The organism is Oleispirillum naphthae, assembly GCA_027864655.1.
GTDB lineage: Bacteria > Pseudomonadota > Alphaproteobacteria > Rhodospirillales > Rhodospirillaceae > Oleispirillum > Oleispirillum naphthae.
In genome coordinates, this window is the sequence record JAQAZG010000005.1 from 15848 (window position 1) to 29710 (window position 13863).

A 13863-nucleotide genomic window follows, 5' to 3' on the forward strand; every position below is an offset into this window, starting at 1 on the left:
GTCATCGATGACGTCTGAGATTTTGGGGCTTGCCGACCGCTATGCGGAGGCTCTCATCGAGCTGGCCGAACAGGACGGCGCGCTCGAAGCGGTGGAAGCCGATATCGGAAAACTGCGGGCGATCGTCGCCGAAAGCGCGGATTTCCGGTATTTCATCACGACCCCGACCTATTCCCGCGCCGACCACGTCAAGGGAATCGGCGCGGTGCTGGAGAAGGCGGGAGTCGGCGACCTGACGCGGCGCTTCGCGCTGCTCATCGCCGGCAATCGCCGCCTGTTCGCGCTTTCCGCGATCTGCGACGCCGTGCTGACCAAGCTGGCGGAACGCCGGGGCGAGGTTTCCGCCGCGGTGACCGCGGCGCGCGAACTTACCGCGGCGCAGCGCGAGTCTCTGAAAAAGGCATTGAAAAAGGCTACCGGCCGCGACGTCAACATCGAGGTCGCGGTGGATCCGAAGGTTTTGGGCGGCCTGGTCGTGCAGATCGGCTCGCACATGGTGGATAGCTCGCTGCGTTCGCAGCTGCAACGCTTGCAACTCTCTATGAAAGGGGTCGGCTGATGGAAATCCGCGCTGCGGAAATCTCCGCCATTCTGAAAAATCAGATCGCGAATTTCGGCGTCGATGCGCAGTCGGCCGAAGTCGGACAGGTTCTCTCGGTCGGTGACGGCATCGCCCGCGTCTATGGGCTGGACGGCGTCCAGGCCGGCGAGCTGGTCGAATTCCCCGGCGGCATCAAGGGTATGGCGCTGAATCTCGAAACCGACAACGTCGGCATCGTGATCTTCGGCGACGACCGCACGATCGGCGAAGGCAACGTGGTGAAGCGCACCGGCGACATCGTCTCCGTGCCGGTGGGCAAGGGCCTTCTCGGCCGCGTCGTGGACGGCCTCGGCAACCCGATCGACGGCCGCGGCGACCTCACCGACGTCAAGACGACGCTCGCCGAGGTCAAGGCGCCGGGCATCATTCCGCGCAAGTCGGTGCACGAGCCGATGCAGACCGGCGTCAAGGCGATCGACAGCCTGATCCCGATCGGCCGCGGCCAGCGCGAGCTGGTGATCGGCGACCGCCAGACCGGCAAGACCGCGATCATCCTCGACACCATCATCAACCAGAAGCGCATCAACGATAAGGCGAAGGACGAGAGCGAGAAGCTCTACTGCATCTACGTCGCGATCGGCCAGAAGCGCTCCACCGTCGCCCAGGTCTCCAAGATCCTGCAGGACAACGGCGCGATGGACTACACCATCATCGTCGCCGCCACCGCGTCGGAGCCCGCTCCGTTGCAGTTCCTCGCGCCCTATACCGGCTGCGCCATGGGCGAGTTCTTCCGCGACAACGGCATGCACGCGGTGATCTTCTACGACGATCTCACCAAGCAGGCCACCGCCTACCGCCAGATGTCGCTGCTGCTGCGCCGTCCTCCGGGGCGCGAGGCGTTCCCCGGCGACGTGTTCTACCTGCACTCCCGCCTGCTGGAGCGCGCCGCGAAGATGAACGACGACCACGGCTCCGGTTCGCTCACCGCGCTGCCGGTGATCGAAACCCAGGCGGGCGACGTTTCGGCCTACATCCCGACCAACGTGATCTCGATCACCGACGGCCAGATCTTCCTCGAGACCGAACTGTTCTATAAGGGCATCCGCCCGGCGGTGAACGTCGGCATCTCGGTGTCGCGCGTCGGCTCCGCCGCGCAGATCAAGGCGATGAAGAAGGTCGCAGGCTCGATCAAGCTGGAACTCGCGCAGTACCGCGAGATGGCGGCGTTCGCGCAGTTCGCCTCCGACCTCGACCCGGCGACGCAGAAGCTGCTGGCGCGCGGCGCGCGCCTCACCGAGGTGCTGAAGCAGCCGCAGTTCTCGCCGCAGCCGATCGAAGAGCAGGTGGTCGCCCTCTACTCGGGCACCAGCGGCTACCTCGACGGCATCGAGATCGGCGACGTCACCCGCTTCGAAGCCGGGATGATGCGCCACCTGCGCACCAGCCATCCGGACATCCTGGAGTCGATCCGCACCGAAAAGCAGATCTCCGAGGAGGTCGAGGCGAAGCTGAAAGCGGCGATGGATGCGTTCATCAAGGCGTTCGAATAACCCTTCGCGGAAGGTGAAAGCCCATGCCGAGCCTTAAAGATCTGCGGCTGCGCATCACTTCGGTCAAGTCGACGAAAAAGATCACGTCGGCGATGAAGATGGTGTCCGCCGCCAAGTTGCGCCGCGCGCAGGAGGCGGCGGAATCCGCCCGCCCCTATGCCGAGCGGATGAACCGCATGATGTGCAACCTCGCCGCCGGTCTCGGCGAGGACGCCGCCGCGCCGCGCCTGATGACCGGCAACGGCAAGGATCAGGTCCACCTCATCGTCCTCTTCACCTCCGACCGCGGGTTGTGCGGCGCGTTCAACGCCTCGGTGACGCGCAGCGTGCGCGCCAAGGTGCGCGAGCTCACCGAAGCGGGCAAGACGGTGAAGTTCTTCACCGTCGGGCGCAAGGGGCGCGACCTGTTGCGCACCGAGTTCGGCCACGACATCATCGAGGGGCGGCAGCACCTCGGCCGCAAGGGCGTCGCCTTCGCCGAGGGCGACGAGATCGCCAAGACCCTGATCGAGATGTTCGAGGACGGCGTCTTCGACGTCTGCTGGGGGGTCTACAACCGCTTCCAGTCGGCGATGACCCAGGTGGTGACCTGGCAGCAGGTGATTCCCTTCGCCTCGGCCGAACCCGCGCCCGCCGCGGACGCCGACGAGGACGAGGCCGCGGCGGTTCCGCCCGCCGATCCCTACGACTACGAACCGTCGCAGGAGGAAATCCTCAAGGCTCTGGCGCCGCGCAACATGTCGGTGCAGATGTTCCGTTTCCTGCTGGAAAGCCAGGCGTCCGAACACGGCGCGCGGATGACCGCGATGGACAACGCCACCCGCAACGCCGGAGACATGATCGACGACCTGACGCTCACCTACAACCGCACGCGTCAGTCGGTGATCACCAGCGAACTGATCGAAATCATATCCGGCGCCGAGGCCGTCTAGGCGCGCAGGCAATTCCGGGGCGGGTTCCGCCCGTCCGCCGTTCGATAGGAGTGACACTCATGGCGAAGAAAAACGTCGGTACGATCTCCCAGGTCATGGGTGCCGTCGTGGACGTCAAGTTCCCCGGCGAGATTCCGCCGATCCTCACCGCGCTCGAAACCGACAACCACGGCCGCCGCCTGGTTCTCGAAGTGGCGCAGCACCTGGGCGAGAACGTGGTGCGCACCATCGCCATGGACGCCACCGACGGCCTGGTGCGCGGCCAGGAGGTCCTCGACACCAAGGTCCCGATCGTCATGCCGGTGGGTCCGGAGACCCTGGGCCGCATCCTCAACGTCATCGGCGAACCGGTGGACGAACGCGGCCCGATCAAGACCAAGATGACCCTGCCGATCCACCGTTCCGCCCCGACCTTCGCCGAGCAGTCCACCGAGACCGAGGTGCTGGTCACCGGGATCAAGGTGGTGGACCTGCTGGAACCCTATCCGAGGGGCGGCAAGATCGGCCTGTTCGGCGGCGCGGGCGTCGGCAAGACGGTGCTGATCATGGAACTGATCAACAACATCGCCAAGGGCCACGGCGGCTATTCGGTGTTCGCCGGCGTCGGCGAGCGCACCCGCGAGGGCAACGACCTCTATCACGAGATGATCGAGTCCGGGGTTATCGACCTCGAGGGGCCGAACTCCAAGTGCGCCCTGGTCTACGGCCAGATGAACGAGCCGCCGGGCGCGCGCTCCCGCGTCGCGCTCTCGGGCCTGACGCTGGCCGAGTACTTCCGCGACGAGGAAGGCCAGGACGTGCTGTTCTTCGTGGACAACATCTTCCGCTTCACCCAGGCGGGTTCCGAAGTGTCCGCGCTTCTCGGACGCATTCCCTCCGCGGTGGGCTATCAGCCGACTCTCGGCACCGACATGGGCGCCCTGCAGGAACGCATCACCACCACCAAGAAGGGTTCGATCACCTCGGTGCAGGCGGTCTACGTGCCCGCCGACGACCTCACCGATCCGGCCCCGGCGACCACCTTCTCGCACCTCGACGCCACCACCGTGCTGTCCCGCCAGATCGCCGAACTCGGCATCTACCCGGCGGTGGACCCGCTCGACTCCACGTCGCGCATTCTCGACCCGCGCGTCGTCGGCGAGGAGCACTACGGGGTGGCCCGCGAGGTGCAGCGCGTGCTGCAAACCTACAAGTCGCTGCAGGACATCATCGCCATCCTCGGCATGGACGAACTCTCCGAAGAGGACAAGCTGACCGTGGCCCGCGCCCGCAAGATCCAGCGCTTCCTCTCCCAGCCGTTCCACGTGGCCGAGGTGTTCACCGGCACGCCGGGCGTGTTCGTGCAGCTGGAAGACACCATCAAGGGCTTCAAGGGGATCATCGAAGGCGCCTACGACCACATGCCGGAACAGGCGTTCTACATGGTCGGCACCATTGAAGAGGCGGTCGCCAAGGCCAAGAAGATGGCGGAAGCCGCTTAAGGGAAGGAACCCGAGATGGCAGAGACCACGCTTTTCGAACTCGTCTCGCCGGAGCGGCTGTTCTTCAGCGAGCCGGTGGAGATGGTGGTGGTGCCGGGGACGGAGGGCGACTTCGCCGCCCTGCCGCACCGCGCCCCGCTGCTCGCCACGGTGCGTCCCGGGGTGATCGTGATCTTCGCGGCCGGCAAGCCGAAGGAGCGCATCTTCGTGGCGGGCGGCTTTGCCGAGGTCACCGAGAAAGCCTGCACGGTGCTGGCCGAGGAGGCGGCGCTGGTCTCCGACCTGTCGCCGGCCGCCGCGGAGAAGCGCTTCGACGCCGCCAACATCGCCTACCAGGCGTCGCTCGACGGCGACGACGAAACGATGCTGCGCGCCGAGAACGAGCTCTTGATCGCGCAGGCGATGGTCGCCGCGGCGAAGGGCGATCTCGCCTACCACTGAGCGCGCGCCGCGCACCGCAAAAACCCCCGCCGGAGACGGCGGGGGTTTTTGCATGCGGGAAAGTCAGCCGGACGCATCGACGAGGCGGTCTCGTCCATCGTTTTTTGCCCGGTACATCGCCACGTCGGCGGCGTGCAGCAAGGCATCGGCGGTGGCGCCGTGTTCCGGAAAGCGGGAGAGCCCGATGCTCACGGTGACGACGAGGGGGATGTCCGCGATGACGAAGGGGTGGCGCATCGCGGCGAGGAGGCGGGCGCCGAGCACGGTGATGTCGTGGCCGTTGTCCACCAGCACGACGAACTCGTCGCCGCCCAGGCGCGCCGCGATGTCGGCGGCGCGGATGGTGGCGGCGATGCGCCGCGCCACTTCGCACAGGAGGCCGTCGCCGACGGCGTGGCCGTGGGCGTCGTTGACGCTCTTGAAGTTGTCCACGTCGATGAACAGCAGGCCGAAGGCCCGGTTCTCGCGTGCCGCCAGGCGCACCGCATGCTCCAGGTGCTCGATGAAGGCGGCGCGGTTGCGCATGCCGGTGAGCACATCGGTGACGGCGCTTTCCTGCAATTTCGCCAGCACCACGTTGCGGTGTCTTTCCTCCGCGGCGAGCCAGAGCTTGAGCAGAAGCGCGGTCCCGGCGACGAAGAACCAGCCCTTGTAGAGGCTGATCGTGGGGAAGGCTGTGGGAAACAGCGTGGACAGCAACGGATCGGAGACGGCGATCCAGAGAATCGACAGGCCGAGATAACCGATCGCGATGCGTGTCGAGTGTTTCACCGGCGGGTGTCCTTCCCCTGTTCCTCCTGCGGCGAATATACCCTTACTCTGATAAAGGTTTATCTTATATATATGAATGAGTTGCGGAAGATCAATACGAGGCGGTTCCCGCCCCGCCGCGCAGCAGCGCGACGCGCGGCGCGAAGGTCTCCACCACCGCGCGGTAGAGCGGCCGCTTGAAGGGGACGATCATCTCCGGCAGGGTGTCGAAGTCCGCCCACTTCCAGGTGGAGAACTCGGGGTGCGCGGTGGCGATGTCGATGTCCGCGTCCGCCCCGAGAAAGCGCATCAGGAACCATTTCTGCTTCTGCCCGCGGAAGCGCCCCTTCCACACCCGGTCGGCGATGGCGGGCGGCAGGTCGTAGGTCAGCCAGTCCGGGGTTTCGGCCAGCACCTCCGCCGCGCCGGTGCCGATCTCCTCGGCCATTTCGCGGAAGGCGGCGGTGCGCGGATCTTCGCCCGCGTCGATGCCGCCCTGGGGCATCTGCCAGGCGGGCTCCGGGGTGTCGATGCGTTGCGCGACGAAGACCCGGGAGGCGGGGTTCAAGAGCACGAGGCCGACGCCCAGGCGGTAGGGGCGTTCGGCATAGGGCAGGGAAGCGGTCATTGGTCCTTCACCACGGCGGAGAGCGGGGCGAGTTGCAACGCCTTGCCGGGGAAGGCGCCGAACCAGGCGTGCAGCATCGAGAGGTTGAGCGGCGTGGCGTCGGCGACGACGACCGCGCCGCCGCGCGACCGGGCGAGGGTTTCGGCATGGGCGATGTAGGCGGCGACGCGCTCGCGGAAGCTGCCCGCGGGGATCGCCACATCCACCGCCGCGTGCGCCGGGCGCATCCGGGCGGTTTCGAGGGGGGAGGCGCGGCCGGAGGCGACATAGGCGATGCCCATGCGGGCGAGGTCCTGCATCAGCGCGGCGAAATGCGGCGGCGAGGCGGCATAGCGCTCGCCGTCGCGGGCGAGCAGGCCGACGTAGACGTCGCCGCGCGCGAGCGCACGGTCCAGCCGCTCGCGGTTCTTGTCTTCGCCGAGGGCGGTGAGCAGGCCCTCCGGGCCCGGATCGACGGCGGGGAAGGCGGCGGCCTCCATGCCGAGTTCCAGCATCGTCTCGTGCCCCGCGGCGCGCGCCTGCGCCAGCCCGGCGCGCAGTTGCGGCGCGTCCACGTCGAAGGCGAGCGTCACCTCCGGCGGCATCGACTCGATGGCGGCGCGGGTGGGCTCCGCGGCGAGGCCGACGCGCACGATCACCGCGACCCGCGGAATGCGCGCCTGGGCGGTGAAGGGGCGGCCATAGGCCTGCCAGGCGTGGCGGCCGTCGGCGGCCACCGCGGGCAGCACCAGTCCGCCCGCGGTGCGCTGCTGCAGTTCCGGCAGCGGCGCCTTGGGCAGCGGCTGTTGCGGCGGCGGGAGCTTGGGCAGGTCGGCGAGCCGCGGCGGCTTGGAGGCGGCGTTGCGGTCGGCGCGCGGCGAAGGCATCTCCGGGCCTGCGGCCATGGCGGCGGGCGGCGCGGCCTGCGCGGCGGGCTTGGCCGGGGCGGCGGCGGGGGCCTGCCCCGGGGCCTGCGGCGCGGCGGCGGGCGCGCCGGACGGCGTGGCGGAGAGGGTGCCCATGCGGCGCGCCACGTCCGGGTTGTCGATGGGAACGCTGCCCGGCGGGCGGATCAGGGCGCTTCTCAGATTTTCCGGGCCGGGCGCGGGCGGCATGGAGCGGACCACGCGCCTGCCGCGGCTGGGCGTGGTCTCCGGCGCGGCCGCCGCGGCGGGCTGTTCCTCGCCTGCGGGCGTCAGCCAGAAATAGGCCGCCGCGCCGCCGCCGCCGCCCACGAGCAGCAGCAGCATCGCCACCGCCATCAGGCGTTTGCGCCGCCGGAAGCGGGCGTCCTGCGCCTCGTCCACCAGGCCGAAGGGGTCGGCCGGCGCTTCCGGTTCCTGGCCGAAGGCGTCGGAGTCCTCCGCCTTGCGCCGGAACAGGCGGGCGAACAGACCCCGGCGCGGCGGTGCGCCGTTGCCGGAGTCCGGGCCGTTGCCGGAAGATTTGCCCACCTGCTCCCCCCTGGTTCGCGCGTCCCGGTCTTACGACGGCTTGGCCGCGTAGAGGGCCAGGCCCTTCAGCAGGTCGAACGCCCGCTGCAACTGGTAGTCCTCGGCGGCCTTGTCCTGCGGCGAGGCCGGCTTGGCCGGGGTTTCCGGCGCCTGCGGCTTTTCGTCCGCGGCGTCTTCCGGCTTCTTGTCCAGGGCGTTGCGGTAGTCCGCCTCCTTCATCTGGCGGCGCGGCTCCAGCACCTCGATCTTCGCCGACGGCACCTCGATGTCCGGCTCGATGCCCACCGCCTGGATGGAGCGCCCCGACGGCGTGTAGTAGCGCGCCGTGGTGAGCTTCATCGCGCCGTGGCCGCGCAGCGGAATGATCGTCTGCACCGAGCCCTTGCCGAAGCTCTTGGTGCCCATCAGGATCGCCCGCTTCTGGTCCTGCAGCGCGCCCGCGACGATCTCCGACGCCGAGGCCGAGCCGCCGTTGATCAGCACCACCAGCGGCATGCCGTCGATGAGGTCGCCCTTCGCGGCGTTGTAGCGCTCGGTCTCGCGCGCGTCGCGGGCACGGGTGGAGACGATCTCGCCGTGGTCGAGGAAGTCGTCGGCCACCGCCACCGCCTGCTCCAGCAGGCCGCCGGGGTTGTTGCGCAGATCGAGCACGAAGCCCTTCAACGCCTTGCCCTTCTCGGCGCGCATCTCCTTGACCGCCTTCCTCAGGTTGACGTCGGTGCGCTCGTTGAACGAGGTGATGCGCAGATAGCCGATCTCGCCCTCGCTGCGGGCGCGCACCGACTTGATCTTGATCACCGCGCGCTTCAGCTTGATGTCGAAGGTTTCCTTCGCGCCGCGCCGCACCGTGATGACGATCTCGGTGCCCACCGGACCGCGCATCTTGTCCACCGCCTCGGTGAGCGCGAGGCCCAGCACCGGCACATGGTCGATGTGGGTGATCAGGTCGCCCGCCTGCACCCCCGCCTCGGCGGCGGGGGTTTCGTCGATCGGCGAGATCACCTTGACCAGACCGGCCTCCATGGTGACCTCGATGCCCAGGCCGCCGAACTCGCCCTTGGTGTCCACCTGCATGTCGGCGTAGCTCTCCTTGTCGAGATACGCCGAGTGCGGGTCCAGGGACTGCAGCATGCCGCCGATCGCCGCCTCGATCAGCTGCTTGTCGCTGACCTCCTCGACATAGTCGCGCCGCACGCGTTCGAACACGTCGCCGAACAGGTTGAGATATTCGTACGCGGAGTCGTCGTTGCGTGCAGCAGCGCCCGCGGGTGCCTCGAAGGTCAGCAGCAATGCGCCGAGCCCGAGGGCGATCATGGAGTTACGCGTCATCCTTGTCCCTTGCCTTTGCCGGCGGTGAGCCAGGGGAGTGGGTTGATGGGTTGGCCGTCGTGGCGAAGTTCCACATAAAGTTCCGGGGAAGCCGCGTCGGCCATCGCGCCGACGGGTTCCCCCGCCAACAGCGATTGTCCGGCGGCGGCGTCGATCCTGTTCATCCCCGCCAAAAGTATATGATATCCGTCCCCGTATTCGATGATCAAGAGTTGCCCGTAGCCGCGGAACGGTCCGGCGAACAAAACCACGCCGTCGAAGGGGGAAATCACCTGCGCGCGCGGCCGCGTGGCGATGGTGAGGCCCTTGGCGTGGACGCCCGCCTGGGTGATCTGGCCGTACTTCTGGGCGACCTCGCCGACGGCGGGCAGCGGCAGGGTGCCCTGCGCCGCGCCGAAGCCCTTGGGCGGGCGCGCGGGCTCGGCGCGCGGCGGCGGCCGCGCCGCGGTGCGGCCCTGCCTGGCGCGTTCGAGGGCGCGCTTGCGCGCCTCTTCGCGCTGGCGGGCGCGTTCCGCCTCCAGCTTGGCGATCAGTTCCTTGAGGTCTCCGGCTTCGCGCGCCAGCGCCTGCATGCGCGTTGCCGCCTCCTCCGAGGCATGGGCGGTCTCTTTCTGCATCGCCGCCTTGTCGGCGAACAGCGTCTTCAACTCGTCGTGGGTGTGCGCGAGGTCGGAGGTCACCGCGGCGATGCGGTCCTTCTGCCCCTTCATCTGGGCGCGCAGGGCGGAGAGCTTGTCGAGGTCGCCCTTGAGGTCGCGCGCCGAGGCCTCGATGGTCGGCACCGCGGAGCGCAGCAGAATGGCGGAGCGCACCGTGTCCGCGGGCGGGGTGGGCTGGGCGATCAGCGCCTCGGTGGGCCGCCAGGCGAGGCGCTGCAACGCCGCGATCACCGTCACCATCTGGTCGCCGCGGCGGTCGATCGCGGTTTGCAGGGCGCGCTGCTGCTTCTGCAGGGCGCGCAGCTTGTCCTCCAGGCGGGTCAGCTCCGCCTCGTGGCGGCGCACCGTGGCGGCGGCGCGCACCATCTTGCGCTTCACCTCCTGGCTGTCGCGGGAGAGCGCCTCGGCCTTGCGCTTGAGTTCCTCGTGGCGCTTCTGCTCCTCCTTCAGCGACTTCTCGACGCGGGAGAGATCGGCCTTGGGCGACGCGGGCTCCGCCGCCGCCGCCGGAAGGGCGGTGCACAGGCAGAACAGAACGGCGAGGAGGCGCGTCGGCCCCATGGGCAAAGCCTCAATCCTCGGCGAACAGGCAGCGCCCGGTCATTTCCGCAGGCTGCGGCAGGCCCATCAGGTTCAGCAGCGTCGGGGCGACGTCGCACAGCGCACCCTCCCGCAGAGCCTTCACCCGCGCGGGCGCATGGCGCAGCACCGCGCGCACCGGGCCGGTGGTGTGGGCGGTGTAGGGGCCGCCGGTGACGGGATCGCGCATCTGCTCCGCATTGCCGTGGTCCGCGGTCATCAACAGGGTCCCGCCCATCTTCGCCACCGCGGCGTCGAGGCGGCCGATGCAGAGGTCCACGGTTTCCGCCGCCTTCACCGCCGCCTCGATGATGCCGGTGTGGCCCACCATGTCGCCGTTGGCGAAGTTGATGACGATGAGGTCGAAGACGCCGCTCTCCACCGCCGCCACCAGCTTGTCGGTGACTTCCGGCGCGGACATCTCGGGCTGGAGGTCGTAGGTCGCCACCTTCGGGCTCGGCACCATGATGCGCTCTTCGCCGGGGAAGACCTTCTCCTCGCCGCCGTTGAGGAAGAAGGTGACGTGGGCGTACTTCTCGGTCTCGGCGATGCGCAGCTGCTTCAGCCCCGCCTTGGAGACCACCTCGCCGAGGACGTTGACCAGGGTCTGCGGCGGGAAGATCGCGGTCATCAGGGCGTCCAGCTCGTCGGAATAGCTGACCATGCCGACGCGCCCGACGAAGCCCACGGTCTTGGCCCGCGCAAAGCCCGCGAATGCCGGGTCGAGCAGCGCGGTGAGAATCTCCCGTGCGCGGTCGGAGCGGAAGTTGGCCATCAGCACCGCGTCGCCGTCGGCCATGCCCGCATAGGGGCCGACCACCCGCGGCGCGACGAATTCGTCGGTCTCGCCCGCCTCGTAGGCCGCCGCCATCGCGGCGTCGGCGGTCGGCGCGCCCTTGCCCGCGGCGGATACCATCGCGTCGTAGGCCTTCTGCTCGCGGTCCCAGCGCTTGTCGCGGTCCATGGCGAAATAGCGGCCGCTCACCGTGGCCACCGCCACGTTCTCGCAGTCCGCCACCGCCTTTTCGAAATCCTTGAGATAGCCGCGCCCGGCAGAGGGCGGCGTGTCGCGCCCGTCCATGAACGCATGCACCCGCACCGGAATCCCCCGTGCGTCGAGAATCCGCGCCAACGCCGCGATGTGCGCCTGGTGCGCATGCACCCCGCCGGGCGACATCAGGCCCATCAGGTGGCAGGCGCCGCCGCTCTCCGCCAGCGCCGCGATCAGTTCGTTCAGCGCCGGGGAGGCCTCGACCTCGCCGCCTGCGATCGCCGCGTCGATGCGCGGCAGGTCCTGCATCACCACCCGCCCCGCGCCGAGGTTCATGTGCCCGACCTCGGAATTGCCCATCTGCCCCTCCGGCAGGCCCACCGCCAGACCCGAAGTCTTGAGCAGCGCGTTCGGGCTCTCGGCGATGAAACGGCGCCAGTTGGGGATGTTCGCCAACTCGATGGCGTTGTCCGGCCCTGGCGGACGCTCCCCCCAGCCGTCGAGGACGCACAAGACAACGGGCTTCGGAACGGCAGTCTTCTCAGTCATCGCATTATCCGGGAGGTTGTGGCAAAACCGGGCACTCAATATAGGCGGTTCATGGCCCCCATGCTATGGCGGAGACCACAAGCGCCCTGGTGCGCATGAAGAAAAAACTTCGCGAGGGGACTCGGTCCTCCCAGGGGCAGGTAAAACCAGGCCGGGCTCTGCCCGGACCCGCAAAGGGTCTCGGACCCTTTGATCCCATAACTTTTTTCGCCGCGGAGCGGCAATCAACCGTCACGCCGCGCGATGGCTCTATGGCGCTGCGCGCAAAAACCAAAATTTATGGGGTCCGGGGACCGAGTCCCCGGCGGGTCCAGGGGCGGAGCCCCGGCCTGGTTTTCCTCACGCCCGGTGGTAGGGGTGGCCGTCGAGGATGCACTGGGCGCGGTAGATCTGTTCGGCGATGAGGCCGCGCACCAGGAGGTGGGGCCAGGTCATCGTGCCGAGGGCGAGGGTGAGGTCGGCGCGTTGGCGCACGCTTTCGTCGTGGCCGTCCGCTCCGCCGATGAGGAAGGCGGCGGCGGGCGCGCCCTGGTCGCGCCAGGCGCCGAGGGTGGCGGCGAGGTCGGTGCTGGAAAGCGATTTGCCGCGTTCGTCCAGCGCGACGATGCGCGCGCCCAGCGGCACCGCGGCGAGGAGTTTTTCCGCCTCGCGGGCTTGGCGTTCGGCGGTGGGCAGCGGGCGGCGCTCCTCCACTTCGCGCAGGTCTATAGGCGGACGCAGGCGCGCCGCGTAGTGGGCGAACAGCGCCTGTTCCGGTCCTTTGCCGCCGCGCCCGACCGCGGCGATGAGAAAGCGCATGGCGTCGCCTCAGGCGTTGAGGCGCGCCGCCGCTTCAGGCCCGCGGGGCGGCGGGAACCCCGCCGTGCCGAAAGGGCGCGCGGTTTCGGTTTCCTCGGCCGCCGGGATGTGGCCCCACATCTTTTCCAGGTTGTAGAAGGCGCGGACTTCCGGCCGGAAGATGTGGACGATGACCGATCCGGCATCGACGATCACCCAGTCGGAATTCGCCTTGCCCTCGGTGGCCGGGCGCAGCCCCGCCTCCTTGAGGCGGCGCAACATGTGGTCGGCGATCGCGCCGACCTGCCGCGACGACCGTCCGGAGGCGATCACCATGAAGTCGGCGATGTTGGTTTTTCCCGAGAGATCGATGACCGAGATGTCCTCGGCCTTGTCGTCGTCGAGCGAGCGACACACGACGCGCACCAGATCGGCGGCATCGGCGATGGCGTCCTTACCGCGACTGGGCGGCTCCTGGACGTCGGAGGAGGTTCTCAGAGAAGTTATGGTCGTCTCCATCGGTTGTTCGGCGCATCCCGCAGTTTCTGCTGCGGTTGCGTCAATCTTCACTTCTTGCGTTTTTTGAGAAGTTTGTCGAGTCCGGTTTTTTCCCGGATTGCGGTGGCCGAGGCCGGGTGCCGCCGTCCGGGCAGGAAAGCCCAGACCGGCGGCGCGCTCTCGGCGAGGCGGTGCAGGCGCGGGCCGGTGCGCCGCTGATGCCGGAAGCGCTGCGCCGCGCGGCTGCTTAAGGCCTGATATGTATAGGGCTCGCGGTCGAACACGGCGACCGGAACGGTGGCGAAGATGCGTTCCCAGCGGTCCCAGTGGGGCATCTGCATCAGGTTGTCCGCGCCCATCAGCCAGACGAAGCGGATGCATGGGAAGCGCCGCCGCATGGCGCAGAGCGTGTCGGCGGTGAAGCGGGTGCCGAGGCGGGTTTCGATGTCGGTGACGCGAATCAGCGGGTGGCGCACGATCAGCCGGGCGCGGCGCACCCGTTCCGCCAGGGAGAGCATCACCCGGCTGTCCTTGAGCGGGTTCTGCGGCGTGACCAGCCACCACACCTCGTCGAGGCCGAGCGCCCTGATCGCCCGCAGGCTGATGAAACGATGGCCCGGGTGCGCCGGGTTGAACGACCCGCCGAGCAGGCCGACGGCGCGGTGGCGGCGGTCTCCGGCGGGGGGAAGCGGGCGTTTGCGGACGAGGCGCTGGTGGATCTGCAT

Annotated in this window: 14 protein-coding genes; 5 read left to right on the plus strand and 9 right to left on the minus strand. The window is 68.6% G+C overall.

Annotated features, from left to right (window positions below):
- The first annotated feature begins 7 nt into the window (after positions 1 to 7).
- From O7R11_RS06875 to atpC, 5 genes are read left to right on the plus strand one after another with little or no spacing between them, the layout of a single operon-like run.
- Positions 8 to 559: a F0F1 ATP synthase subunit delta gene (locus O7R11_RS06875; RefSeq protein WP_337996764.1), complete on the plus strand. Its 552-nt coding sequence runs from the start codon at positions 8 to 10 to the stop codon at positions 557 to 559.
- Positions 559 to 2091: a F0F1 ATP synthase subunit alpha gene (atpA, locus tag O7R11_RS06880; protein WP_337996765.1), complete on the plus strand. Its 1533-nt coding sequence runs from the start codon at positions 559 to 561 to the stop codon at positions 2089 to 2091. The genes O7R11_RS06875 and atpA overlap by 1 nt, the downstream gene beginning before the upstream one ends.
- 23 nt (positions 2092 to 2114) lie before the next feature.
- Positions 2115 to 3023, plus strand: a complete 909-nt coding sequence (locus O7R11_RS06885; protein WP_337996766.1) for a F0F1 ATP synthase subunit gamma — start codon at positions 2115 to 2117, stop codon at positions 3021 to 3023.
- A gap of 59 nt (positions 3024 to 3082) precedes the next feature.
- Positions 3083 to 4504, plus strand: coding sequence for a F0F1 ATP synthase subunit beta (gene atpD / locus O7R11_RS06890; protein WP_337996767.1), 1422 nt, complete (start codon positions 3083 to 3085; stop codon positions 4502 to 4504).
- Positions 4505 to 4519: 15 nt separating this feature from the next.
- The gene (atpC, locus tag O7R11_RS06895; protein ID WP_337996768.1) at positions 4520 to 4945 is read left to right on the plus strand and encodes an ATP synthase F1 subunit epsilon; all 426 of its coding nucleotides are present in this window, start codon (positions 4520 to 4522) and stop codon (positions 4943 to 4945) included.
- Positions 4946 to 5008: 63 nt separating this feature from the next.
- Here atpC and O7R11_RS06900 read toward each other — a convergent pair whose 3' ends face one another.
- The 9 genes from O7R11_RS06900 to O7R11_RS06940 all read right to left on the minus strand — a co-directional run bounded on the left by O7R11_RS06900 (position 5009) and on the right by O7R11_RS06940 (position 13863).
- Entirely contained in the window at positions 5009 to 5716 is a 708-nt protein-coding gene (locus O7R11_RS06900) for a GGDEF domain-containing protein (RefSeq protein ID WP_337996769.1), read from the minus strand.
- A 91-nt stretch (positions 5717 to 5807) separates the two neighbouring features.
- A complete protein-coding gene (locus O7R11_RS06905) occupies positions 5808 to 6323 on the minus strand; it encodes an RNA pyrophosphohydrolase (protein ID WP_337996770.1) in 516 nt (171 codons plus the stop codon).
- Positions 6320 to 7756 carry a divergent polysaccharide deacetylase family protein gene (locus O7R11_RS06910; protein ID WP_337996771.1) on the minus strand — a complete coding sequence of 479 codons (1437 nt, stop codon included), beginning with the start codon at positions 7754 to 7756 and terminating at the stop codon, positions 6320 to 6322. Before O7R11_RS06910 ends, O7R11_RS06905 begins: the two co-directional genes overlap by 4 nt.
- A gap of 30 nt (positions 7757 to 7786) precedes the next feature.
- On the minus strand, positions 7787 to 9085 hold the full coding sequence (locus O7R11_RS06915) for a S41 family peptidase (protein WP_337996772.1): 1299 nt from the start codon (positions 9083 to 9085) through the stop codon (positions 7787 to 7789).
- The gene (locus O7R11_RS06920) at positions 9082 to 10305 is read right to left on the minus strand and encodes a murein hydrolase activator EnvC family protein (RefSeq protein WP_337996773.1); all 1224 of its coding nucleotides are present in this window, start codon (positions 10303 to 10305) and stop codon (positions 9082 to 9084) included. Before O7R11_RS06920 ends, O7R11_RS06915 begins: the two co-directional genes overlap by 4 nt.
- A gap of 10 nt (positions 10306 to 10315) precedes the next feature.
- Positions 10316 to 11863, minus strand: coding sequence for a 2,3-bisphosphoglycerate-independent phosphoglycerate mutase (gene gpmI, locus O7R11_RS06925; protein WP_337996774.1), 1548 nt, complete (start codon positions 11861 to 11863; stop codon positions 10316 to 10318).
- 339 nt (positions 11864 to 12202) lie between these two features.
- Positions 12203 to 12661: a 23S rRNA (pseudouridine(1915)-N(3))-methyltransferase RlmH gene (rlmH, locus tag O7R11_RS06930; RefSeq protein ID WP_337996775.1), complete on the minus strand. Its 459-nt coding sequence runs from the start codon at positions 12659 to 12661 to the stop codon at positions 12203 to 12205.
- 9 nt (positions 12662 to 12670) lie between these two features.
- Positions 12671 to 13159 (minus strand): ribosome silencing factor, encoded by a 489-nt coding sequence (gene rsfS, locus O7R11_RS06935; protein WP_337996776.1) that lies wholly within the window; start codon positions 13157 to 13159, stop codon positions 12671 to 12673.
- A 47-nt stretch (positions 13160 to 13206) separates the two neighbouring features.
- Positions 13207 to 13863: a nicotinate-nucleotide adenylyltransferase gene (locus O7R11_RS06940; RefSeq protein WP_337996777.1), complete on the minus strand. Its 657-nt coding sequence runs from the start codon at positions 13861 to 13863 to the stop codon at positions 13207 to 13209.